Origin of the sequence: Micromonospora sp. NPDC047074 (assembly GCF_040643815.1) — a bacterium.
GTDB lineage: Bacteria > Actinomycetota > Actinomycetes > Mycobacteriales > Micromonosporaceae > Micromonospora.
This window is the reverse complement of sequence record NZ_JBEYVB010000006.1, coordinates 255,144-278,463: the sequence shown is the minus strand read 5'-3', so window position 1 is coordinate 278,463 and position 23,320 is coordinate 255,144. Positions and strand designations below refer to the sequence as shown.

Genomic DNA, 23,320 nt, shown 5'->3' with positions numbered 1-23,320 from the left:
GGTCGAGTCCGGCCGCCTCGACCCGGCCGCGGAGACCGTCGTCTTCAACACCGGCGAGGGCCTCAAGACCATCGACGCGGTGGCCGCCCAGGTCGGCCCCACCCACCGCATCAAGCCCTCCCTCCGCGCCGCCCGCGACGCCGGCCTCCTGACCTGACCCCACCCCCCCCACGCCCACCCCCACCCCGCTCTTGCAGTTGCTGCCCCGGCGTTTCGCTCTTTCGGCACATGCGGGGGGTCGCCGTCCCTCGCCGGGCCGCCACCACTCCGTTCCCCGGTCAAGATCGCGCTCGATGCAGGAAGTAGTGGCCTCCGAGCGATCGCGACGCCACTACTTCCTGCATCGAGCATGACTTCGGCGGGTGGTGGGCCAGGGCGAGCAGCCTGACCGCCCAGCCGACATGCCGACGGCGATCCGCCCGGCGAGCAGGAAGTGCAAGATCGCGGCGGCGCGGGGCGGCGCGGGGCGGCGCGGGGCGGCGCGGGGCGGGGCGGCGCGGCGGGGCGGCAGGGGCGGGGCGGCAGGGGCGGCGGAGCGCGGCGGGGACGGCGGAGCGCGGCGGGGACGGTGCGGTGGGTGCGGCGGGAGCGGTGGCGTGAGGCGGGGGAACGAGGGACGGGCGGCGGGGAAGGGGTGGAAAGGGGAGGGTGGGTCGGCCGGATGGGGGATTGGGGCGATTCGGTGGGTAGCTGGGTTTTCGCTGTGAGTGCGGAAAACGCGCCGACAAGGACTTGACGGCAGGAACCGGACGGCGCAAGATGCTCCGTGCGGGAGGGCGTTTCGCCGGAGACCTTGAGTTCTTGCGACCCAACGCCGGAGGCGTTGTGCGAGCGTCCCTCCCGACCAACGTCCGATCGGGCCAGCGATTTAATCGCTGGCCCGATCGTCGTTTCGTGCCGCACCCTCGGGGGATGGGCGTCACCATCGCGCGGATCGAAGCCGCCGACCAGGCCGCGATCGACGAGGCGTACCGGATCGGTGTGCTGGCCACCGAGGTCGACCTGCCGGACTTCCCGCCCTTCTGCCGGCGGCGCTTCGAGGCGTTGATCCGGCAGCCGCAGCCGGGTGCCGGCCCGCTCTGGGCGCTGGCCCGGCTCGACGGTGTGCCGGCCGGCTACGTGCTGCTGGACCTGCCGCAGCTCGACAACACGGAGAACGCCACGGTCGACCTCGTCGTGCACCCGGCGTACCGGCGTCGGGGCGTCGGCCGCGCGCTGCACGAGCATGCCGTACGCCTGCTGCGGGAGCGGGGCCGCAAGCGGATGCTGGGGATGGCGGTCGCGACGCTGCCCGGCGGTCCGGCCCGCTCCGGGGCCGCGGCGGCCTTCGCGGCGTCGACCGGTGCGCAGCCGGCGCTGGCCGAGGTCCGCAGCCGGCTCGACACCGCCGGGCTCGACCACGACGGCCTGGCCGCGTCGCTGGCCGGGGCCCGGTCCCGCGCCGCCGGGTACCGCACCGTCCGCTGGCAGGGACACACCCCGGAGGCGTACGTCGCCGACGTCGCCTACCTCGACGGGCGGCTGATGGCCGACGCGCCGCTGGGCGACGTGGAGTGGGAGCCGGAGCGGGTCGACGCCGAGCGGCTCCGGGGCACCGAGCGGGCGCTGGACGCGCGGGGGCGGCGGCGCTACCACACGGCGGTCCGCCACGAGGCGTCCGGCCGGCTGGTCGCGTGGACGCTGCTCGACGTGGGCGCCTCCGCCGACTGGCACGCGTTCCAGCAGATCACCATCGTCGACCCCGATCACCGGGGGCACCGGCTCGGCCTGCTCGCCAAGATCGAGAACCTGCGCCACCTGCTCGCCCACGAGCCCGCGGTACGCGCGATCGACACCTTCAACGCGGCGGAGAACAGCCACATGATCACGATCAACGAGCAGCTCGGGTTCCGCCCCGTCGACGCCTGGACGGACTGGCAGCTGAGGATCTGAGTTGTGACACGGCCCTACTGATCCTGGGGCTTCCTGTTGCATGATGGCGGGCATGACGGAGACCCCGCACCCCCTGTACGACAGGCACGCCGACACCCTCAACCGGGCGCTGACCGCGATCACGGAGCGCGGGTACTGGTCCGCCTATCCCGAGTCACCCAGCCCGCGGGTCTACGGCGAGACCGCCGCCGCCGACGGCAAGGCCGCCTACGAGGCGTACCTCGGCGGTGACTTCCCCCTCGACCAGCCGGGAGCCGGTGACCGGGTCGCCACCGAGACGAGCCCGTACGGCGTCGAGCTGGGCGTCCGCTACCCGCACGCCGGGGCTGACGAGCTGGTCGCCGCCGCCTCCGCCGCACTGCCCGGCTGGCGCGACGCCGGCCCGCAGGCCCGGGCGGGGGTGTGCCTGGAGATCCTCGACCGGCTGCACAAGCACGTCTTCGAGCTGGCCAACGCGGTGCAGTTCACCAGTGGCCAGGCGTTCGTGATGGCGTTCCAGGCCGGTGGCGCCCACGCGCTGGACCGGGCGCTGGAGGCGGTCGCCTACGCGTACGCGGAGATGACCCGGCACCCCGGCACGGCGGGCTGGGAGAAGGCGGCCGGCAAGGGCGACCCGCTGCGGATGAGCAAGACCTTCCACGTGGTGCCCCGTGGCGTGGCGCTGGTGATCGGCTGCAACACCTTCCCGACCTGGAACTCGTACCCGGGGCTGTTCGCCTCGCTGGTCACCGGCAACCCGGTGGTCGTCAAGCCGCACCCACGCGCGGTGCTCCCGCTGGCGATCACCGTGAAGTACGCCCGGGAGGTGCTCGCCGAGGCCGGCTTCGACCCGAACCTGGTGCTGCTCGCTCCCGAGGCGCCCGGCGAGAAGCTCGCCTCGACGCTGGCCCTGCACCCGGCCGTGAAGATCGTCGACTTCACCGGCTCCACGGAGTACGGCGACTGGCTGGAGGCCAACGCCCGGCAGGCGGCGGTCTACACCGAGAAGGCCGGGCTGAACACGGTGGTGATCGACTCCACCGACGACTTCGCCGGGATGTGCCGCAACCTCGGCTTCACGCTGACCCTCTACAGCGGCCAGATGTGCACCACCTCGCAGAACATCCTCATCCCCGCCGGGGGCATCGAGACCGACCAGGGGCACAAGAGCTTCGACGAGGTGGCCGGCGGGATCGCCGCGGCGGTCGGCAAGATCACCGCTGACCCGGCGCGCGGGGTGGAGCTGACCGGCGCGATCGTCAACGACGGGGTGCTGGAGCGCCTCGACGAGGTCACCAAGGTCGGCGAGGCGGTGCTGGCGTCGCGTACGGTCGAACACCCGGCCTTCCCCGGCGCGGTGGTCCGCACCCCGACGGTCGTCAGGCTGGCGGCCGACGACACCGCGACCTACTCGCGGGAGTGGTTCGGGCCGATCTCGTTCGCCATCGCGACCGACTCCACCGCGCACAGCCTGGAGATCCTGCGGTCCACGGTCGGCGAGAAGGGCGCGCTCACGGCGGCGGTCTACTCCACCGACGGGGCGGTCCTCGACGCGGCCGAGGCGGCGGCGATCGAGGTCGGGGTGCACCTGTCCTGCAACCTGACCGGCGGGGTCTTCGTGAACCAGTCGGCGGCCTTCTCCGACTTCCACGGCAGCGGCGCCAACGCGGCGGCCAACTCCGCCCTCACCGACGGCGCCTACGTGGCCAACCGGTTCCGGATCGTGCAGTCACGCCGCCACGTGTGACCCGCTCCGGTCGTCCCGGGTCGGCCCCGCGCGGGCCGATCCGGGCGGCCGCACCGGTCGTCAGGCCGCCCGACGCATCTGGAGCTCGGTGAGCGTCGGGACGGTCGGGTGCGGAACGCGTACCCCGGTGTCCACGAAGCCCAGCCGCTGGTACGCGCGGTAGGCCCGGTCGTTGCCGACCACGACCTCCAGCATCAGCTCCGGGCGTCCGCAGCCCCGGGACCAGGCCGCCACCGCGTCGACGAGTTCGCCGAGGAGCCCGGTGCCCCGCCAGGACGGGGTGACGTAGACGGCGTACACCACGGTGAGCCCGGGCTCGCCCGCGGTCGCCGTGCCCCCGGCGTGCCCGACCAGCCGGCCGCCCGGGTCCGCGACGAACTGCGCGGTGCCCGCGCCGGTGGAGACGGACGCGATCCGGGCCGCGTAGTCGGCGTGCGGTCGGGCCGCCGCGTCGGCGAGGGTCTCCAGGAAGGCCAGCGGCGCGTCGGCGAGCATCTCCAGCCGCAGGGCCCGCGTCCGGGCCGCGTCCCGTGGCCGGACCCGCCGGATCTCCGCCCACCGCCGCGCCGGCGCCGACCCGCCGGACGTGCTCGTCATCACGCATACCTACCACAGCGATGGACGCCGATGCGGATCGCTCGGAATATGCCCGATTTGTGGTCGTGCGCCGTCGTCACGCTTCGTGTAGCGTGCGATTTCGGTCACCGTTTCAGCGACCCTCGCCGATCGCAGAACCGGTGGTCCCTGGGGGTGTCCGGGTCTGCCCGGCCGCCGGGTCGTGGAACGCCGCGCAGAGTGAGGAAGTGCACCGTGGCACAGGGCACCGTGAAGTGGTTCAACGCCGAAAAGGGCTACGGCTTCATCGCCGTCGACGGCGGGCAGGACGTCTTCGTTCACTTCTCCGCCATCGAGATGGACGGCTACAAGGCGCTGGACGACGGCCAGCGGGTCGAGTTCGAGATCGCCCAGGGCCAGAAGGGACCACAGGCCGAGCGCGTGCGCGTCATCGCCTGAGTCGACCGACCCACTCCCGGCACCCGGGCCTCGCCGACGACGGTCGTACGGTGCCGGGCGGGACGACCTGCCGGGCCCGGCCGCCGTCAGCCGGTGCCCGACACCCCTCGGGGCGGGCTTGCGTCGACAGGGGAGGATCTGAACCGTTCCAGCCATCGCTGAGGAGGGTTCATGTCCGACCAGCCGCCCCAGGCCGCGCCGTCCCCGGGAGACTCGGGCCCCTCCGCGACGCCACCCGGCGATCCGGCCGTGCCGCACCCGGGCGCGGCCACGTCCCCGCCCACCGGGGCACCCGCGGACCAGCCCGCCGGGGTGCCGGCCATCCCGCCCGCCGGGCCCGCCGGCGATCCCGTGGTTCCGGGCGCCGAAGGGTCCGCCGGTCCGGGTGCCGGTGATCCTGCCGTCCCCGGTGCCGGCGAGCACGCCGGGGCGCAGCAGCCGCAGGGCTGGGCGTTCCCGCCCACCGGCGGCCTCCCGGTCGGCTCCGGTCCGTACGGCGGCCAGCCGTGGTATCCGGGCGCCCCGGTCGCCTACCCGGGCCAGGCGTGGTACCCGCCGGGGCACGGTCTCGACCCGGCCGACCCGCTCGTCACCCCGCCGGGTGCCGGCGTGAGCGGCTGGTTCGACCGGTGCGTCGGCGCGGTACGCCGGGGCTGGCGGGTGCTGCTGCCCATCCTGCTGCTCACCCAGGTGCTGCCGGCCGTGGTGGTGTCGGCGCTCACGCTGGTCGTCGACCCGTCGGCAAGGTGGGAGGAGTCGATGGTCGACGACCCCGCCGCGCTGCCCGACACCTTCGTGGCCGACCTGGGCGTCATGCTGGCCGTGGTGCTCGGCAGCGCCGTCGTGTTCGGCCTGGTGCAGAGCCTGGGCTGGGCGGCCGGCAGTTGGGTGATCGCCCGGCAGGCGGCCGGCGAGCCGGTGAGCGTGGGCGCGGCCCTGTCCTACGGCCTACGCCGGGCGCTGGGCCTCTGGGGCTGGACCCTGGTGATGAGCCTGATCATCGGGCTCGGCATCTGCTTCTGCTTCATCCCCGGCATCTACTTCGCCTTCGCGCTGAGCATGGCCGGCCCCGTCTACCTCTTCGAGCGGCAGCACCCGATCGGCCGCTCGTACCGGATGTTCCACGACCGGCTCGGCCTGATGCTCGGCCGCGTGGCGCTGGTGGCGGCGGCGGTGATCGTCGGCGGCGGGGCGGCCGGCCTGGTGGAGGGCATCGGCACGCTGCCGTTCGGCACCACCCCGCTGGAGTCGCCGGGCACCGCGGTGGGCGTGCTCGTGGTGACGCTGGTGGGCGGGGTGCTGGCCCTGCCGACCCACCTCGCCCAGCTCGTCGGCCTGGTCGTCACGTACGCCGAGCAGCGTGCGCACGAGGGGCCCGTGAACAGCGCGCGGCTGGCGGGGGAACTCGGCTGAGCGGGGCGGGCGTGCTTGCACTCGGCAGGGGAGAGTGCTAAACAAGTCATTGGCACTCGCATACCGTGAGTGCCAATGGTCGGGGCGGTAGGGCCACGGTCGCAGCGGCGTCCAGACGCGGTTGCGGCACATGGCCGGTCGTCGCGGGCTATCCGGCCCGGCCGAGGAGACGTCGTCGTCGCCAGGTGGCGACGTCCCCAAGGTGCGTACACCAGGCGGCCCATCCGGGACACACACTCGGGTGGCCCGTGAGTGTCCAGGAGGACAACGCCGTATGGCCAAGATGATCGCGTTCGACGAAGAGGCGCGCCGCGGCCTCGAGCGGGGCATGAACCAGCTCGCCGACGCCGTGAAGGTGACCCTCGGCCCCAAGGGCCGCAACGTCGTGCTCGAGAAGAAGTGGGGTGCCCCCACCATCACCAACGATGGTGTGAGCATCGCCAAGGAGATCGAGCTCGAGGACCCGTACGAGAAGATCGGCGCTGAGCTGGTCAAGGAGGTCGCCAAGAAGACCGACGACGTCGCCGGTGACGGCACGACGACGGCGACCGTCCTGGCCCAGGCCCTGGTCCGCGAGGGCCTGCGCAACGTGGCCGCCGGCGCCAACCCGATGGCCCTGAAGCGGGGCATCGAGGCCGCCGTGGCCAGCGTCTCGGAGGAGCTGTCCAAGCTCGCCAAGGACGTCGAGACCAAGGAGCAGATCGCCTCCACTGCCTCCATCTCCGCCGGTGACAGCACCGTCGGCGAGATCATCGCCGAGGCGATGGACAAGGTGGGCAAGGAAGGCGTCATCACCGTCGAGGAGAGCAACACCTTCGGGCTGGAGCTGGAGCTCACCGAGGGTATGCGCTTCGACAAGGGCTACATCTCGGCCTACTTCATGACCGACCCGGAGCGCATGGAGGCCGTCTTCGACGACCCCTACCTCCTGATCGCGAACAGCAAGATCTCGTCGGTCAAGGACCTGCTCCCGATCCTGGAGAAGGTCATGCAGTCGGGCAAGCCGCTGCTGATCATCGCCGAGGACCTGGAGGGCGAGGCCCTCGCCACCCTGGTCGTCAACAAGGTCCGGGGCACCTTCAAGTCGGTCGCCGTCAAGGCGCCGGGCTTCGGTGACCGCCGCAAGGCCATGCTGACCGACATCGCCATCCTCACCGGTGGCCAGGTCATCAGCGAGGAGGTCGGCCTCAAGCTGGACGCCGTCGGCCTCGACATGCTGGGCCGCGCCCGCAAGGTCGTGGTGACCAAGGACGAGACCACCATCGTCGACGGTGCCGGCGACGCCGACCAGATCCAGGGCCGGGTCAACCAGATCCGGGCCGAGATCGACAAGAGCGACTCCGACTACGACCGCGAGAAGCTGCAGGAGCGGCTGGCCAAGCTGGCCGGCGGCGTCGCGGTGATCAAGGTCGGCGCGGCCACCGAGGTCGAGCTGAAGGAGCGCAAGCACCGCATCGAGGACGCCGTCCGCAACGCGAAGGCCGCCGTCGAGGAGGGCATCGTCCCGGGTGGTGGCGTCGCGCTGGTGCAGGCCGGCAAGACCGCCTTCGACAAGCTGGACCTGGTCGGCGACGAGGCGACCGGCGCGCAGATCGTCAAGATCGCGCTGGACGCCCCGCTGCGGCAGATCGCCGTCAACGCCGGTCTCGAGGGTGGCGTGGTCGTCGAGCACGTCCGCAACATCGAGCCGGGCCACGGCCTCAACGCCGCCAACGGCGAGTACGTCGACCTGCTGGCCGCGGGCATCATCGACCCGGCCAAGGTGACCCGGTCGGCGCTGCAGAACGCCTCGTCGATCGCGGCGCTCTTCCTCACCACCGAGGCCGTCGTGGCGGACAAGCCGGAGAAGACCCCGGCCGCCCCGGCTGGTCCGGGTGGCGGGGACATGGACTTCTGAGTCCAGCTCCAACGCCGAGAGGGGCGGGCCGCGTCAGCGGCCCGCCCCTCTCGCTGTCACGTCGGTAGTGGCCGCTGGTTGCGCCTCTTGTGCGCCCTGTCGTACGGCTGCGGGACCTGCACCGGCTCGTCGACAAGTGTCACCGGCTCGTCGGCCGGGTCCTCGGCGCCGGTCATCTCGGCCTGCTGCTCGGCGTCGCCGTAGTCGAGCCGGTCGAACGGCAACGGGCCGGGGCGTTCGTCGTCCGTGGTCATGGCTGCCTCCCTCTACCGAAACGGTAGGGCGCGACGATCACCGATACGGGCGAATGGCGCGATGTCCCGTTCGCCCTGTTGTCAGTCCGCGAGTGTTTTGCGGTAGAGGAAGAAGACGCGCTCGATCCGGGCGCCCGCGCTGCCCGAGTAGAAGGGGACCGGCCCCACCCAGCCGATCTGCGCCGCCGTCACGCCCGCCGCCCGCTGGTCGCGCAGGCACCGGCGCAGCAGCACCCCGCCGATCCCCGCGCCCTCGGCCGCCGGGGCGGTGCCCATCGGGCCGAACCAGCTCGGCCGGGACGACCCGTACGCGGCGAAGCCGAGCAGCTCGCCGTCGCGTTCGGCCAGGTGGCAGCCCGCCCCCTCCCGGCCCACCGAGCCGGCCAGCTCGGCGTCCCAGGACCCGCCGAAGTTGGCGCGGGCGAACTCCGTAAGCGCCGGCAGGTCCCCCGGCCCGGCGCGGCGGACCGACACGCCCTGCCCGGCCAGCCGCTCCTGGGCGGCCTCCGTCGAACGGAGCGCGGGCGAACCGTCGTACGACAGGTCGGCGGTCATGTTCCAGGCCGTCCCGTGCTGTTCGTAGCCGAGCGCCAGCGCGGTGCACACGGCCGGGGTGTAGCGCACGTCGATGCCGGGCCAGGCGTAGTGCGGGGGATTGCCGACGAGCCGCACCTCGGCCGCGCCCAGGCCGGCGAGGGCCCGCTCGGCGGAGGCCAGCAGCGCCCGTGCCACGCCCTGCCGCCGGTGGGCGGGATCCACCGCGACCAGGTCCACGTGGCCGTGCTGGGCGTACCGGGCGGAGACGGAGCAGACCAGCGCGCCGACCAGCTCCGCCCCCCGGTACGCGCCCAGCGCGACGACCGGCCGGTCGACGGCCGCCCGGGACCACACCGCGTCCACCACGTCCGACGCCTCGGCCGCGTCCTCGGGCACGTCCAGGGCCCGGCGGCACAGTTCCGCCACGGCGGGCACCTGGTCGGCGGTCAGCTCGGTGATCTCCGTCTTCATGGTCGCCGACCCTAGAGCACGAGGTCCGGGGCAGGGCAAGACCCTGCTCACCCCCGGGCCGCCCGCACCGCCGCGTACGCGTCGACCAGACCGGTGCCGGTGATGTTCCGGTCGCCGCCGCAGGTGTCCGTCCGGGATGCGTACGACGGCTCGGCCGGGGCCGCCGTGTCCCGCAGGATCTGCCGGGTGCGGGGCAGGTCGCCGACCAGCGCCGGGTTGGCCGACCACATCAGCGCCACCACGCCGGCCACCTGCGGCGTCGCCATCGAGGTGCCGCCCAGGGTGGCGTACCCGCCCCCGGGCATCGCCGACAGCACCTCGTCGCCCGGCGCGACCACGTCCGGCTTGGCCGCCCCCGGCACCGGACCCCGCGACGAGAAGTCGGTCACCCGGCGCTGCTTGTCCACCGCGCCGACGGTCAACACGTCCGCGTACGGGGCCGGTGGGTCGTCGATCGAGCCGCAGTACGGACCGGTGTTGCCGGCCGCCGCGACCACCAGGATGCCGGCGGCGTCGAGGGCGGCGGTGGCCGGCAGGAACGTCCCCGGGTCGCAGCCCTCGATCGCGGGGCAGCCCCACGAGTTGGTGAGGATCTCCGGGGCGCGGGCCGGTCGCCCGTCGGTGAACGGGTCCCCGCCCGGCGGGAAGGGCGCCAGCATGAACTGGAGACAGTCCAGGTAGTACCCGGGGTTGCCGAGGTTGCGGTCGAGGTTGACGCAGCCGACCCACCCGGCGCCGGGGGCCACCCCGATGCCGCCCCGGCCCACCGCGCTGCCCATCGTGTGGGTGCCGTGCCCGCCCTGGTCGGTCGGCCGACGGGTGCCGTCCCACGGGTCGTACCAGGAGTCGTCGCCGCCCCGGAAGCCGCCGGCCAGCGCCGGGTGCCCGCCGTCCACCCCGGAGTCCGAGCTGCCGACCACGATCCCCGAGCCGTCCACCCCGAGCTGGGACCAGACCCGGTCCGCACCGAGCATCCGGATGTTCCACTCGGGGCCGGTCGGCGCGGGCGCGGTGCCGCGAGCCTGGCCGGCCGGCGCGGGCAGCGGCCGTACCCGCTGGCTGACCAGCACCCGGGCCACCTCGGGCCGGCGCGACAGCCAGGCCCGGACGGCGGGCCCGCCGTCCACCTCGACCGCGTTCACCAGGTAGTAGGGGGTGTGGTCCAGCCGCAACCGGCGCAGGTCCCGGCGCAGCTCGGCCTGGGTGCGGTCGGCGGTGTCGACCAGCCGCCGGTAGACCTCGCCGGCCCGGGCGTCCCGGCCGGCCCGTCCGGTCGTCGCCGGGATGCCGCCGAGATCGGCCTGCTCCCGCAGCACCACGAACAACCGCTCGCCGTGCAGGCCCGGCTGTCCCACGCCGACGGCGACCACGCCGACCGCGACCAGCAGCGCGGCGGCGGTCACCCCGGCCACCCGCCGGCTCGGCCGCCGGCCCCGGGCCAGCAGCACGCCGTACGCCACGGCGAGGACGGCCGCGACGGCGAGCCCGGCACCGGCGGCGACCGCCACCCAGAACGGCACGTCGCGGGTGCCGGCCAGGACGAGCGTGATCTCCTCGGGGTCGGCGAAGGCCAGCGGACCGAGCACGCCGAGCCCGACCAGCCAGCGGACCGCGGGACGATCCCCGGCCGGGCGGCGGGCCGCCGCGTGCAGGGCCGCCAGCGCGAAGCCGGCCGGCGGCAGGGTCAGCAGCAGGGGAAGCTGGGCCCCGGACTGCCCGACCCCGGCGGCGAGCAGGAGCAGGGCGACCCCGGCGACCAGCCCGCCGACCAGCACCAGCCGGGCCGGCCGGGGCGGCTCGCCGACGGCGAACGGCGACCAGAAGGCGTCGCCCAGCAGCACCCCGGCCAGCGCGCCCAACGCGGCCGCCGCGACCCCGGCGAGCACCGTCTCCAGCAGCCCGCCGAGCGCCCCCAGCCAGACCCAGGGCAGCAGCAGCGCCAGCCCGCCGGCCGCCCCGAACAGCGTGGCGGCCGGTGCCGGCACCCGGGACGCCCCGCCCGCGCGGCGGCGGGGCAGCGCGCGCAGCAGCAGCGCGGCCAGGGCGGCCGTGCCGGCCAGCGCGGCGAGGTACGCCTCGTGGTGCACCGGCGGCAGGGCCCGCAGCAGCGTCAGCGCGCCGAGCACGAGCACCGCCGCCAGCCAGGCCCGGCCGGTGGCGCGCACCGCCACCGAGCGGGGCAGCAGGGCGAGCAGCAGCGCGGGCGGGCCGACCAGCAGCACGGTCGCCAGGGCCACCGCCGGCCACAGCCAGACCGCCCGGTCCAGCCCGGAGGCGAGCAGGACCTGGTCGGCCAGCCACCCGCCCAGCTGACCGACGACGACGAACCCGACGGCCCAGCAGCCGGTCAGCACCGCCGCCACCACCGCCCACGGGCTCGACCGCCTCGGCGGGGCCGGGGGACGCGGTGCGGGCGGATAGGCGGGGAACGGGGGGCCGACCTCCATTCCCCAGACAGTACGGCGCGGACGGTCCCTGCCGCGCGGTGGCGGCGACGGTTACCGTGGACGGGTGCGTGACCCCAACGTGTCCCGAACCGCAGCCGGTCAGCTCTCCCCCGAGCGACGGGCAACCGACCTGCGCCGCCTGCGCGCCGAACGCTTCGACGTGCTGGTCATCGGCGGTGGAGTGACCGGTGCCGGGGCCGCTCTGGACGCGGCCTCGCGGGGGTTGAAGGTGGCGCTGGTGGAGGCGCGGGACTACGCCGCCGGCACCTCCAGCCGCTCCAGCAAGCTCATCCACGGCGGCCTGCGCTACCTGGAGCAGTTGGAGTTCCACCTGGTGCACGAGGCGCTCACCGAGCGTGGGCTGCTCGCCACCCGGCTCGCCCCGCACCTGGTCCGCCCGGTCCCCATCCTGGTCCCGCTGCCCGAGGGGAAGGGTGCCCGTGGCCTGCCCGCCCGGGCGTTCCGCCGGTCCTACTACGGCGCCGGCGTGGCGGCCTACGACGCCTTCGCCGGGATCTTCGGCGGTGGGCGCGGCATGCCGCTGCACCGGCACCTGACCCGCGAGGGCGCCCGCCGCGTCTTCCCCAGCCTGCGGGCCGACGCGGTGGCCGGCGCGATCCGCTACTACGACGGGCAGGTCGACGACGCCCGGCTGGTGGTGACCCTGGCCCGCACGGCCGCCAGCCTCGGCGCGACGGTGGTGAACAGCGCCCGGGCCGTCGGGCTGATCCGGCAGGCCCGCGAGGTCACCGGCGTCCGGGTCCGCGACCTGGAGGCGCCCCCCGGCTCCCCCGACGCCGAGTTCGAGGTACGCGCCCGCACGGTGATCGCCGCCACCGGAGTGTGGAGCGACGACATGTCGCGGATGCTGAACGACGTCGGGCTGCGCCCCGGCATCCGGGTCCGGGCCTCCAAGGGGGTCCACCTGGTGGTGCCCCGCTCGGCGATCACCGGCGAGGCCGGGCTGATCCTGCGTACGGCCACCAGTGTGCTCTTCGTCATCCCGTGGGGCGGGCACTGGATCATCGGCACCACCGACACCGACTGGCGGCTGGACAGGTCCCACCCGGCCGCCTCCGCCCGCGACATCGCCTACCTGCTGGACCAGGTCAACACGGTGCTGGACCGGCCGCTGACGACGGCCGACATCGAGGGCGTCTACGCCGGCCTGCGACCGCTGCTGGCCGGCGAGGCGGACTCCACCTCCAAGCTGTCCCGCGAGCACGCCGTCTTCGAGCCGATGCTCGGCCTGCTGCTGGTCGCCGGCGGTAAGTACACGACGTACCGGGTGATGGCCTCCGACGTGGTCGACCGGGCCGCCCACCGGCTCGGTGCCGTACGCCCCTCACGGACCGCCGACCTGCCGCTGCTCGGCGCCGACGGCTACCCGGCGATGTGGCGGGACCGGGCGGATCTGGCCCGCCGGCACGGGGTGCCGGTCGGGGTGGTCGAGCACCTGCTGGAGCGCTACGGCACCCTCACCCTCGACCTGCTCGCGCTTGTCGACGCTGACCCGCTGCTCGCCTCCCCGCTTGCCGGTGCCCCGGAGTACCTGGCCGCCGAGGTGACGTACGCGGCCCGCTCCGAGGGGGCGCTGCACCTGGAGGACGTGCTCACCCGGCGGACCCGGATCTCCTTCGAGACGGCCCACCGGGGCCTGGAGTCGGCGGAGCACGCGGCCGAGCTGATGGGCGCGGTGCTCGGCTGGGACGAGGCCACCCGGGCCCGCGAGGTGGAGCACTACCGGGCCCGGGTCGAGGCGGAACGCCAGTCCCAGCTGATGCCCGACGACGCCACCGCCGACGCCGCCCGGCTCGGCGCGCCCGACGTCCGGGGGTTCGCGGCGGACCGTGGCGTGGGCGACGATCCCGCCGAACTGCCGTCCTCGTCGCACTGATCGCCGGGCGGCGGTGTGTCGGTGCTGACGGAGCAGTTCGGGCTCCTCGACCGGGCGGAGCTGCTGGAGGTCGCCACCGCCGAGGGGCCCGGCGCGCTGATCGACCGGGTACGCGTCGCGGAGCGTGAGCACCCGGACCGGCTGCGCCGGCACGAGGCGGCCGACGACGCCTCGGTGCTGCTCTGCGAGTTCGACCCCGCCCGCGATGTAGATCTTGGTACGAAGTGGCCCCTTGGAGGGCCGTTTCCTACCAAGATTTACTGCCGTCGTGGGGGTCAGGGGCCAGGATCCAGAGGGCTCGCTGCTCTCAGAGGACCTTGCCGGGGTTGAGCAGGCCGGCCGGGTCCAGCGCGGCCTTGATCGCCTGGTGCACGCGTACGCCCACCGGGCCGATCTCGCGGGCCAGCCAGTCGCGTTTGAGCAGGCCCACGCCGTGCTCGCCGGTGCAGGTGCCGCCCAGGTCGAGGCCGAGGCGCATGATCTCGTCGAACGCCCGCCGGCCGCGTTCGAGGCTGGCCGGGTCGGCCCGGTCCACCACGATGTTCGGGTGCATGTTGCCGTCCCCGGCGTGACCCACCACGCCGATCGGTATGTCGCACTCCGCCGCGATCCGCTCGACCCCGTCGAGCAGCGCCGCCAGCGCGGCCCGGGGCACCGCCACGTCGTCGATGACCAGCCCGCCGTTGCCGCCCGGGTAGGTCTCGGCGGCGAACTTCTCCATCGCCGGGTGGGCGAGGCGGCGGGCCTGCAGCAGGGCCGCCGCCTCCACCGCGTCGGTGGCCGCGTAGACCTCGTCGGCACCGGCCGCCTCGCACACCGCCGACAGCGCGGCGAGGTCGTCGGCCGCCCGCGAGCCGGTGTCGGCGGCGGCCAGCAGCAGCGCCCGCGCGTCCGTCCGCAGACCCATCGGCCGGTACGCCTCGATCGCCCGCAGGTGCGTCTGGTCCAGCAGCTCCAGCAGGCTGGGCGTGAGCCCCCGGGCGGCGATCCCGGCGACGGCCGTCCCGGCGGCGGCGGTGGACGGGAAGACCGCCACCATGGTCAGCGACTCCGCCGGGGCGGGCCGCAGCGCCACCGTCACCTCGGTGATCACCCCGAGGGTGCCCTCGGACCCCACGAAGAGCCGGGTCAGGTCGTACCCGGCCACCCCCTTCGCGGTACGCCGGCCCGTGCGCAGCACCTCACCCGAGGCCAGCACCACCTCCAGCCCCAACACGTACTCGGTGGTCACGCCGTACTTCACGCAGCACATGCCACCCGCGTTCGTGGCGACGTTCCCGCCGATCGTCGACGACTCCCAGGAACCCGGATCCGGCGGATACCACAGCCCCCGCTCGGCGACGGCGGCCGACAACACCGCGTTGACCACACCCGGCTGCACCACGGCGATCCGGCTCACCGGATCGATCTCCAACACCGCGTCCATCGCCACGGTGCTCAGCACCACCGCGCCGTCGACCGCGTTCGCCGCGCCCGCCAGCCCGGTGCGCGCCCCCTGCGGCACCACCGGTACGCCGTACCGCGTGGCCGCCCGCAGCACGGCGGCCACCTGCTCGGTGCTGCGTGGACGGACCACCACCAGGGGCGTGCCGGCCGCACAGAGGTCGGCCTCGTCGCGCTCGTGCGCCCGCAGCAGGTCCGGGTCGGTGAGCACGGCGTCGTCGCCGAGCGCCGCGCGCAGGTCGTCGAGGAGAGGTCCGGCCATGTCGCCGAGGCTACGGTCGGCCCCGTGCGATCACCAACCGGCCCCCGAACGGGGGTAGCTTGGCCGGCATGCTCTACCTGGACCGGCCCGCCTGGCCGTGGCGGGGCCGGCTCTGGTCCCACCTGATCAGCGACGTCTCCCACGCCGAGCTGCACGCCTTCGCGGAGACGCTGGGCGTGCCCCGCCGGGGGTTCGACCGCGACCACTACGACATCCCCGCCGAACGGTTCGCCATGGCGGTCTGGTTGGGCGCCTGGGTGGTGCCGAGCCGGGAGCTGGTGCGCCTGCTCCGCGAGGCAGGCTTGCGCCGCCCCAAGCACCTCACCCGCCCACACCCTGACCCGTCCCCCACCCCGAGCCCCGCCCCGAGTCCCGCCCCCGCCCCGAGCCCCGCCCCGAGCCCCGCCCCCACCCCCACCCAGAGCCCCCGCGATCTTGCACTTCCTGCCCACCCTTTGCGGTGATCCGCGGCTTTCGTCCGGGCCACAAGTGCAAGATCGCGGGAGGCTCCGGGCGGGGGCGGGGGCGGGGAGGGTTAGAGGAGCGTCGCCAGTTCGCGGGTCAGGTTCGCCCGGGCCGGGGCCTCCCAGCGGTGGGCCAGCGGCGGCAGCCGGAACAGCGCGGGCAGGGCGAGCAGCCCGGTGAGCACCTGGGCGCGCCCGGCCCGGAAGGCGGGTTCGGGCACGTGCGCGTACTCCCGGCGGACAGCGGCGGCGTACCTGTCGTACGCCTCGGGTGGTGCCGCCAGGACGGCGAGGTCGGCGTCGCAGAGCAGCGCGCCGTCGGCGTCGTCCGGGTCGACGGCGTGCCCGGCGGTGAGCAGCACCAGCCGGCGTACCTCGGTCACGGCGTCGGCCGGCAGGCCCAACCGGGCGAGCCGGGTGCCGGCGAGCGCCGCGCTCTGCCGCTCGTTGTCGTCGCCGCCGGCGCGCGGGTCGTAGACCGCGTCGTGACACCAGGCCGCGAGGCGCACCAGGTCCGGCCGCGCGGCTGCCGACGCGTGGGCGTCGACCACGTCGAGGACGGCGGTCAGGTGATCAGGGGTGTGGTAGTGCCGGTGCGGCTCCCGCCAGCGCGTCAGCAGTTCCGCGCCGACCCGGTCCAGCTCCGCCGCGTCGATCGCCCCGGCACCGCGGGCCGCCGCCCGCCACCGGTCGAGAAGGTCAACCACCAGGCCGAGTCTGCCGTACGGTCGCCACCGCCGAGGATTCACCAGGCGCGGCACGGGTAGTCCCCGCCATGGCCGTGGCCCGGGACCGCCTACCCTCGCTCGTGCGGCGCGTCATCCTGCGGGACCGGGAGACGGACGTCGACGGGGCCCGGATCGCGGATGCGGTGGAGCACCTGCGGCACCGGGGCAAGGCGACCCTGCACGACCGCCTGCACCGGCTGCGGATGGCGTTGGGCCTGGCGGGGCAGGCCGGCCTCGCCGCCGGGCTGTCCTGGCTGGCGGCGCACGAGCTGCTGGGCAACCCGCAGCCGGTCTTCGCGCCGATCTCCGCCGTCGGTACCCTCGCCGCCTCGGTCGGCCAGCGGTTCCGCCGCACGGTCGAGCTGATCATCGGCGTGGCGATCGGGGTCGCTGTCGGCGACCTCCTCATCTATCTCCTCGGTACGGGGCCGTGGCAGCTTGGCCTGGTGGTCACCCTGGCGATCCTGCTGACCATCTTCGCGGGCGCCAGCGTGGCCATCGTCATCCAGGCGGCGGCCACGGCGGTGCTGATCGTCACGTTGAGCCCGTCGACCGAGGACCTGGAGATTCCCCGGTTCGTCGACGCGTTCGTCGGCGGCGGCATCGCGTTGCTGGTCACCGCGATCCTGCTGCCGCTCAATCCACTGCGGGTCGTCAACCGGGCCGCCCGGCCGGCCCTGGACCTGCTCGCCGCCCAGCTCGACATCACCGCGAACGCCCTGCGGGAACGGGACCGGGACAAGGCCCAGCGGGCCCTGGACCGGCTGCGCAACAACCAGGAGGAGCTGAACACCTTCACCGAGGCGATCCAGGGGGCGAAGGAGACCGCCATCCTGTCGCCGGCCCGGTGGCACCGGCGGGAGGAACTCACCCACTACGCCGACGCCGCCGACCCGATCGACCGGGCCATGCGTAACGCCGGCACGCTGATCCGGCGCGCGGTCACCCTGATCGAGGACGAGGAGCCAATCCCGGATCCGATGCCGGACGCGGTGGCCGACCTCGCCGAGTCGGTACGCCTGCTCAAGCACGAGTTCGCCGTCGCGGAGGAGCCGCAGCGGGCCCGGGAGCGGGCACTGCGCGCGGTCAGCGAGGCCGGCCGTGCGTACGCCGAGGGGGTCGGCTTCTCCGGCAGCGTGGTCATCGCGCAGGTGCGTACCACCGCCAGCGACCTGATGGTGGCCTCCGGCATCACCCAGGAGGAGGCGAACCAGGGCGTACGCCAGTCCTTCGGCGACCAGGACCGCCCCAACCCCGCAGACCAGAAACCCACCCCCGCCCCTCCCCCCTGACCCACCCCGCCCTCCCCGCCCCCGCCCCCGTCCGCAGTCGGTGATCTTGCACTTTTGGCCCGAGGGAAGGGCGTTATGCCCCTTTTTCCCGGGCAACAAGTGCAAGATCGCCGCGGGCCTGGGAGGGAGGGGCGGGGGAGGGTTAGGGGAGGGTTAGGGCAGGGTGGTCAGGGCGGTCAGGAGGTGGTCCACGTGGTGGGGGGTGGTGCCCAGGCCGATGCTGGCGCGTAGGGCGGTTGTGGGCAGGTCGTGGCGGCCGCTGCGGGTGGCGGCCTCGGTGAGCAGCCGCCGGGCCAGCGGATGGGCGCAGAAGAGCCCGTCGCGTACCCCGATGCCGTGCCGGTCGGCCAACGCCGCCGCCACCTCCGCCGAGTCCCGGCCGGCCACCACGAACGACACGATGCCCACCCGGGGCGCCTCCGGCCCGAAGGTGCGCAGCTCCACCACGTGCGGCAGGGCCGCGATGCCCTCGCGCAGCCGGGCCAGCAGGGCCTGCTCGGCGGCGTGCAACGCGACCCGGTCGGCGTCGGCCAGGGCGGCGCAGACCGCCGCCAGGGCGACCGCGCCGAGCAGGTTCGGCGTGCCCGCCTCGTGCCGGGCCGGGCCGGTCGCCCAGCGTACGTCGTGGGTGGCCGCCCCGACGTGGCTGGTGGCGCCGCCGCCGACCAGGTACGGGGGTGCGGCGTCCAGCCAGTCCGCCCGCCCGACGAGCACCCCCGCGCCGAACGGCGCGTACAGCTTGTGGCCGGAGACCGCGAGGTAGTCGACGTCGAGGGCGGCGACGTCCACCGGCGCGTGCGGGGCGAGCTGTGCGGCGTCCACCGCTATCCGGGCTCCGTACCGGTGGGCCACCTGGGCCAGCTCGGCCACGGGCCAGCGCTCGCCGGTCACGTTGCTCGCGGCGGTCACCGCCACCAGCACCGGCGGGCCCTGCTCGGCGCCGAAACGCGCAAGCCGAGGCGCCGGGTCCTGCTCGGCGCCGAAGCGCGCGGGCTGAGCATCGGAACGCGCGGGCTGAGCATCGGAACGCGCGGCCTGAGGACCGGGGCCGCCGGCCTGAGGACCGGGGCCGCCGGGCTGAGGACCGGGGCCGCCGAGCCGCGCCTCCGGTCTGCGCAGTTCGCCGAGCGCGGCGGCCAGCGCGCGTACCGCCCCGCCGGGCTCGTGCGGCACCGGCAGCCGGACCGAGCCGCGCGGCCAGGGCAGCAGGTTGGCATGGTGCTCCCCGCCGAAGGTCACCACCGTGGTGCCGGCGGGCAGGGCCCGGGCCAGCAGGTTCAGCGCGTCGGTGGTGTTCCGGGTGAAGATCACGTGGTCGTCGGCCCGGGCGCCGAAGAAGTCACCCACGGTCTGCCGGGCGCGCTCGTAGGCGAGGGTGCAGCGCCGCGACAGCGCCCCGGCGCCGCGATGCACGCTGGCGTACCAGGGCAGCAGCTCGGCCACCGCGTCGGCCGCGGCCTGCGCGCAGGGCGCGGTGGCCGCGTAGTCCAGGTTGATCTGGCCGGGCACGCCGAGCACGTCGAGCGGGCCGGCGGCCGCGGGCGGCGGCCCGGTCCGCGTCGGCTGTGGCACAGGCGGGGGTACGAGGGTGACGGTCATCGGCCGACCTCCGGGTCCAGGGACCCCGGGTGGGCGCACACGGGCGGGGTCCGCGCTTGCCCGGCGCGCGGTTCGGGCCGGGCCCGGTCATCACCCGGGGCACCCCACCGCGAACTCGACGAGGGTTGCCGGCCAGCTAGCCGGGGCTTGACGCTGACGCTCGTGACCTGCCGGCAGCATAGCCGGGGCGAATGCGGCCGGACCAGCCGGCCGGCGGTGACTACGCTGACCGCATGGCCGACACTCCGCCCGGCGGACCCCTGTCACCGTCGCCGTCCGCGCCCGCCGTCCCGCCGCCGGGCGGGGCCGCACCCCGGATGCCGCTGCGCCGGCTGGGCTGGCGGCGGATCCTGGTGCTGGCCGGGTCCGTCCTGTTCATCGCGGCCTGCGCGGTGTTCATGGTCTTCACGCTGGGCGAGAACCTCGGCGCCGAGGCCCTGCTGATCGGCGTGGTCGCCGCGATCCTTCCGGTTCCGGTGCTGGTGGCCTGTTTCCTCTGGCTCGACCGCTACGAGCCGGAGCCGTTGAAGTACCTGATTTTCTGCTTCGCCTGGGGCGCGTTCGTCTCCACCGCCGCCTCGCTGACCGTCAACGAGTTCTCGGCCGGCCGGTTCGAGGACTGGGGGCTGCCGACCGCGCTGACCGCCGTGCTGGTCGCGCCGTTCATCGAGGAGCTGACGAAGGCGCTCGGGCCGATCCTGCTGCTGATCTTCCGCCGGCGGGAGTTCTCCGGCATCACCGACGCCCTGGTCTACTGCGGGCTCTCCGCGATCGGCTTCGCGATGGTGGAGAACATCCTCTACCTGGGCGGTTACGGCTACGCCAGCGGCGTGGAGCAGTACGGGCCGGCGACCGGCACGCAGCAGGTCATCGCCATCTTCATCGTCCGGATCCTGCTCTTCGGCTTCGCCCACCCGCTGTTCACCTCGATGACCGGGGTGGGGCTGGGCATCGCCGCGCGGGCCGCCGACCGGTGGGTCCGGGTGCTCGCCCCGATCGCCGGCCTGCTGCTGGCGATGATGCTGCACGGCCTCTGGAACCTGCTGCCCACGCTCACCCAGGCCACCGGCGAGATGCTGATCATGCTGTACGGCTTCATCGGCGTGATGGTGCCGGTGTTCTTCGGCATGGTCGGGCTGGCCGTGTGGCTGCGCGCCTGGGAGGGGCGGCTCACCGAGCGGACCCTGCCCGACTACGTCCGGGCGGGCTGGCTCACCCCGCCCGAGGTGGCGGCGCTGAGCAGCCTGGGGAGGCGGCACGCGGCCCGGGCGTGGGCCAAGCGGGTGGCCGGCGACGCCGGGCTGAAGGCGATGCGCGGCTACCAGTACGCGGCGACCCGGCTGGCGCTGCTGCGCGACGGCGCGCTGCGCGGCCTGGACCGGCGGCCGGCGGACCGGGAACGGACGGCACGGGAGGAACGGGAGCTACTGGAGGCGATCGGCGCCTACCGGTCGTTCTTCGTGGGCCGGGATCCGCAGGTGCCGGCGGGAATCTGGGACGGAAACCGCTACCACCTGCGGTTCCCGGACGGTTCGCAGCGTGCCGTCGAGGCGCCGGACGAGCCCGTGGTGCCCATCCCGGTGGTCCTCGCCCCGCCTCCGCCTCCGGCCTATCCGACCGGGCACGGCGGTCCGGGCTGGCACGGCCAGCCACCGGCGGCACCGTGGTCGCCCGGCCACCCGTGACGTGACCGGCCCGGCGGCCCCGACGGGTCCCGGGCCGTCAGGTCATCAGGCTGGTGAGGAAGTCGCCGAGGCCCTGCGCCATCGCCATCAGCCCCGCCCCGATCGCCTTGAACATCTCGGCCGCGCCCTCCGGCCGGAACGCCATGAAGTAGATCAGGAACGCGACGCTTCCCCAGATCAGGAGCTTCTTCACGAATACCGGCATCGTCCCTCCCCAGGGCCGGTGGTGCGGCTGGCTTCCCGGCCGGGAGCGACGCAAACGACACCGACGCCCTCATCCGGGCGGGTGGGGAGACTGTCAGAGGTAGAGGCCGGTGGAGTCGTTCTCCACCCGCTCCGCGGCCACGGCGTGCACGTCGCGTTCGCGCAGCAGCACGTACCCACGGCCGTGCAGCTCGACCTCGGAGCGGTCGTCCGGGTCGAAGAGCACCCGGTCGCCGGAGACGATGGAGCGCACGTTCGGCCCCACACCCACCGCGGTGGCCCAGGCGAGGCGCTTGCCCACGGCGGCGGTCGCCGGGATCACGATGCCGGCGGTGGAGCGTCGCTCACCCTCGCTTCCCTCCATCCGCACCAGCACACGGTCGTGCAGCAGGCGGATCGGCAGCCCGGAGTCGAGGTTCTGGTCGACGGTCACGCCGGAAACGCTACCGTGTCCCGGACGGCCGGCCGTGGGCGGTTACGCGCCGAGGGGCGAGGGCAATGTGTGGCGGACCTGCCATACGGTGGCACGGTCGGACGTATCCTGTCCGCCCACCGGTGCGGTGTGGGCAGGCTGGTTCTACTGCCAGGAGGTGCGCTTGAGCCGCTTCGAGCGGATGCGCGGACGGCTCCGTCGCGCGTACGAGTCAGGTCGGGAGTCGGTGCGGGTCCGCCGTACGGACCCGGCCAGCGGTCCCGAACCGGCCGGCGTGGCCTCGCCGACCTCCCCCGGGCCGCTGGCGCCACCGTCCGCGACCGTGGTCGGCGCGGCTCCGCCCGCGGCCATGCACAACTCCACCGTCAGCCGGGACGACGCGGACGTGCCCCACGCGCTGCGGATCGCCGCCGCCTGGTCGTGGCGGCTGATCGTCGTCGGCATCGTCGCCTGGGCGCTGCTGAAGATCGTCGGCACCGTCCGGATCGTGGTCATCCCGCTGGCCATCGCGCTGCTGCTCTCGGCGCTGCTCGCGCCGGCGGTCGGCTGGCTGCTGCGGGCCCGCTTCCCCCGGTCCCTGGCGACCGCGGTGGTGCTGGTCGGCGGCCTGGCCGCGGTGATCGGCACGCTGACCCTGGTGGTGAACGAGTTCATCCAGGGCGTGCCGGAGCTGAGCAAGAAGTCCTCGGAGGGCGTACGGCAGATCCAGGACTGGCTGAAGACCGGCCCGCTGCACCTCTCCGACGGCCAACTCGACAACTACATCGAGGAGGGCCAGAAGTGGATCAACGACAACACCGACAGGTTCACCAGCGGCGCCCTGTCCACGGCCGCCACGCTGGCTGAGGTGTTGACCGGCACACTGCTGGTGCTCTTCGCCACCTTCTTCTTCCTGCGGGACGGCAACCGGATCTGGCGCTTCCTGGTGCGGCTGCTGCCGGTCGCCGCCCGCTGGAAGGTCGACGACGCCGGCCGGGCGTCCTGGGCGACCCTGGTCGCCTACGTCCGGGCGACCGTGCTGGTCGCCTTCATCGACGCGGTGGGCATCGGCGTCTTCCTGGTCATCTTCGACATCCCGTTCGCCTTCCCACTCGCGGCGCTGGTCTTCCTCGGGGCGTTCATCCCGATCGTCGGGGCGACGCTGTCGGGCGTCGTCGCGGTCCTGGTCGCACTCGTCGACAGCGGCCTGGTGACCGCGCTGATCATCCTCGGCGTGGTGATCGGCGTGCAGCAGGTGGAGGGGCACCTCCTCCAGCCGCTGATCATGGGCCGGGCGGTGGCCATCCACCCGCTCGCGGTGATCATCGGGATCGCGGCCGGCGTGGTCCTCGCCGGGATCACCGGCGCGCTGGTCTCGGTGCCGCTGATCGCCGTGCTCAACACGGCCGTCCGCCGGCTCGCCGCCCGCACCGTCCCGGACACCCCACCCGACGCCGTCGTGGTCGCCTCCCAGGCCCCCTGACCCCATCCCACGCCCGGCCCCGTGCCTACACGCCCCGCCGCGCCCCGCCGCGCCTCGTCCCGCTCAGTCCTCAAGATCGCGCTGTTTCATGGAAGTAGTGGCCTTCCCAGCTTGAGAGGCCACTACTTCCAGGAAACAGCGCGATCTTGAGAGCCGGGCA

General features: G+C 74.3%; 19 protein-coding genes, 2 pseudogenes and 1 riboswitch. Of the genes and pseudogenes, 12 read left to right on the top strand and 9 right to left on the bottom strand.

Annotated elements, in window-relative coordinates:
- From ABZ809_RS12750 to paaN, 3 genes and pseudogenes are all read left to right on the top strand, one after another.
- Positions 1-157, top strand: a pseudogene (locus ABZ809_RS12750) (threonine synthase); the annotation flags it as partial.
- A gap of 755 nt (positions 158-912) precedes the next feature.
- The gene (locus ABZ809_RS12745) at positions 913-1,932 is read left to right on the top strand and encodes a GNAT family N-acetyltransferase (RefSeq protein WP_357562594.1); all 1,020 of its coding nucleotides are present in this window, start codon (positions 913-915) and stop codon (positions 1,930-1,932) included.
- Between the two features lie 52 nt (positions 1,933-1,984).
- Positions 1,985-3,658 (top strand): phenylacetic acid degradation protein PaaN, encoded by a 1,674-nt coding sequence (paaN, locus tag ABZ809_RS12740; RefSeq protein ID WP_357562593.1) that lies wholly within the window; start codon positions 1,985-1,987, stop codon positions 3,656-3,658.
- 60 nt (positions 3,659-3,718) lie between these two features.
- Here the strand turns inward: paaN and ABZ809_RS12735 are convergent, their stop codons facing one another.
- A complete protein-coding gene (locus ABZ809_RS12735; protein WP_357562592.1) occupies positions 3,719-4,255 on the bottom strand; it encodes a GNAT family N-acetyltransferase in 537 nt (178 codons plus the stop codon).
- 213 nt (positions 4,256-4,468) lie between these two features.
- Here ABZ809_RS12735 and ABZ809_RS12730 point away from each other — a divergent pair, with 213 nt between their 5' ends.
- The 3 genes from ABZ809_RS12730 (at position 4,469) to groL (ending at position 7,982) form a co-directional block, all read left to right on the top strand.
- The gene (locus ABZ809_RS12730; protein ID WP_013288855.1) at positions 4,469-4,672 is read left to right on the top strand and encodes a cold-shock protein; all 204 of its coding nucleotides are present in this window, start codon (positions 4,469-4,471) and stop codon (positions 4,670-4,672) included.
- A 171-nt stretch (positions 4,673-4,843) separates the two neighbouring features.
- Positions 4,844-6,085 carry a hypothetical protein gene (locus ABZ809_RS12725; protein ID WP_357562591.1) on the top strand — a complete coding sequence of 414 codons (1,242 nt, stop codon included), beginning with the start codon at positions 4,844-4,846 and terminating at the stop codon, positions 6,083-6,085.
- A gap of 274 nt (positions 6,086-6,359) precedes the next feature.
- Complete coding sequence (gene groL / locus ABZ809_RS12720; protein ID WP_357562590.1) at positions 6,360-7,982, top strand: chaperonin GroEL; 1,623 nt, start codon at positions 6,360-6,362, stop codon at positions 7,980-7,982.
- Between the two features lie 56 nt (positions 7,983-8,038).
- Here groL and ABZ809_RS12715 read toward each other — a convergent pair whose 3' ends face one another.
- The 3 genes from ABZ809_RS12715 to ABZ809_RS12705 form a co-directional block, all read right to left on the bottom strand.
- Positions 8,039-8,236 (bottom strand): hypothetical protein, encoded by a 198-nt coding sequence (locus ABZ809_RS12715; RefSeq protein WP_357562589.1) that lies wholly within the window; start codon positions 8,234-8,236, stop codon positions 8,039-8,041.
- Between the two features lie 81 nt (positions 8,237-8,317).
- Entirely contained in the window at positions 8,318-9,244 is a 927-nt protein-coding gene (locus ABZ809_RS12710) for a GNAT family N-acetyltransferase (protein ID WP_357562588.1), read from the bottom strand.
- A 47-nt stretch (positions 9,245-9,291) separates the two neighbouring features.
- Positions 9,292-11,691, bottom strand: coding sequence for a S8 family serine peptidase (locus ABZ809_RS12705; RefSeq protein ID WP_357562587.1), 2,400 nt, complete (start codon positions 11,689-11,691; stop codon positions 9,292-9,294).
- Positions 11,692-11,770: 79 nt separating this feature from the next.
- Between ABZ809_RS12705 and ABZ809_RS12700 the strand changes: the two genes are divergently transcribed.
- Positions 11,771-13,588, top strand: coding sequence for a glycerol-3-phosphate dehydrogenase/oxidase (locus tag ABZ809_RS12700; RefSeq protein WP_357562610.1), 1,818 nt, complete (start codon positions 11,771-11,773; stop codon positions 13,586-13,588).
- Between the two features lie 21 nt (positions 13,589-13,609).
- On the top strand, positions 13,610-13,918 hold the full coding sequence (locus tag ABZ809_RS12695) for a hypothetical protein (protein WP_357562586.1): 309 nt from the start codon (positions 13,610-13,612) through the stop codon (positions 13,916-13,918).
- Here ABZ809_RS12695 and ABZ809_RS12690 read toward each other — a convergent pair.
- The gene (locus ABZ809_RS12690; protein WP_357562585.1) at positions 13,896-15,293 is read right to left on the bottom strand and encodes an FAD-linked oxidase C-terminal domain-containing protein; all 1,398 of its coding nucleotides are present in this window, start codon (positions 15,291-15,293) and stop codon (positions 13,896-13,898) included. The genes ABZ809_RS12695 and ABZ809_RS12690 overlap by 23 nt on opposite strands.
- A gap of 68 nt (positions 15,294-15,361) precedes the next feature.
- On the opposite strand from ABZ809_RS12690, the gene ABZ809_RS12685 reads away from it, so the two are divergent.
- Positions 15,362-15,757 carry a DUF4031 domain-containing protein gene (locus ABZ809_RS12685; protein ID WP_357562584.1) on the top strand — a complete coding sequence of 132 codons (396 nt, stop codon included), beginning with the start codon at positions 15,362-15,364 and terminating at the stop codon, positions 15,755-15,757.
- 71 nt (positions 15,758-15,828) lie between these two features.
- Here ABZ809_RS12685 and ABZ809_RS12680 read toward each other — a convergent pair whose 3' ends face one another.
- Complete coding sequence (locus ABZ809_RS12680; RefSeq protein ID WP_357562583.1) at positions 15,829-16,464, bottom strand: metal-dependent phosphohydrolase; 636 nt, start codon at positions 16,462-16,464, stop codon at positions 15,829-15,831.
- 68 nt (positions 16,465-16,532) lie between these two features.
- On the opposite strand from ABZ809_RS12680, the gene ABZ809_RS12675 reads away from it, so the two are divergent.
- Complete coding sequence (locus ABZ809_RS12675) at positions 16,533-17,777, top strand: FUSC family protein (RefSeq protein ID WP_357562582.1); 1,245 nt, start codon at positions 16,533-16,535, stop codon at positions 17,775-17,777.
- 153 nt (positions 17,778-17,930) lie between these two features.
- On the opposite strand, the pseudogene ABZ809_RS12670 reads toward ABZ809_RS12675, so the two are convergent.
- A pseudogene (locus ABZ809_RS12670) lies at positions 17,931-19,286 on the bottom strand (aminotransferase class V-fold PLP-dependent enzyme); the annotation flags it as partial.
- Positions 19,287-19,423: 137 nt separating this feature from the next.
- Positions 19,424-19,544: riboswitch (SAM riboswitch) on the bottom strand.
- Positions 19,545-19,567: 23 nt separating this feature from the next.
- Here ABZ809_RS12670 and ABZ809_RS12665 point away from each other — a divergent pair.
- Positions 19,568-21,061: a PrsW family intramembrane metalloprotease gene (locus tag ABZ809_RS12665; RefSeq protein ID WP_357562581.1), complete on the top strand. Its 1,494-nt coding sequence runs from the start codon at positions 19,568-19,570 to the stop codon at positions 21,059-21,061.
- A 37-nt stretch (positions 21,062-21,098) separates the two neighbouring features.
- Here ABZ809_RS12665 and ABZ809_RS12660 read toward each other — a convergent pair whose 3' ends face one another.
- Together ABZ809_RS12660 and ABZ809_RS12655 are read right to left on the bottom strand one after the other, a co-directional pair.
- Positions 21,099-21,266 (bottom strand): hypothetical protein, encoded by a 168-nt coding sequence (locus ABZ809_RS12660; RefSeq protein WP_176737359.1) that lies wholly within the window; start codon positions 21,264-21,266, stop codon positions 21,099-21,101.
- A 93-nt stretch (positions 21,267-21,359) separates the two neighbouring features.
- Positions 21,360-21,698, bottom strand: coding sequence for a co-chaperone GroES (locus ABZ809_RS12655; RefSeq protein ID WP_357562580.1), 339 nt, complete (start codon positions 21,696-21,698; stop codon positions 21,360-21,362).
- A 181-nt stretch (positions 21,699-21,879) separates the two neighbouring features.
- Between ABZ809_RS12655 and ABZ809_RS12650 the strand changes: the two genes are divergently transcribed.
- Positions 21,880-23,160 carry an AI-2E family transporter gene (locus ABZ809_RS12650; protein ID WP_357562609.1) on the top strand — a complete coding sequence of 427 codons (1,281 nt, stop codon included), beginning with the start codon at positions 21,880-21,882 and terminating at the stop codon, positions 23,158-23,160.
- The last annotated feature ends 160 nt before the right edge of the window (positions 23,161-23,320 follow it).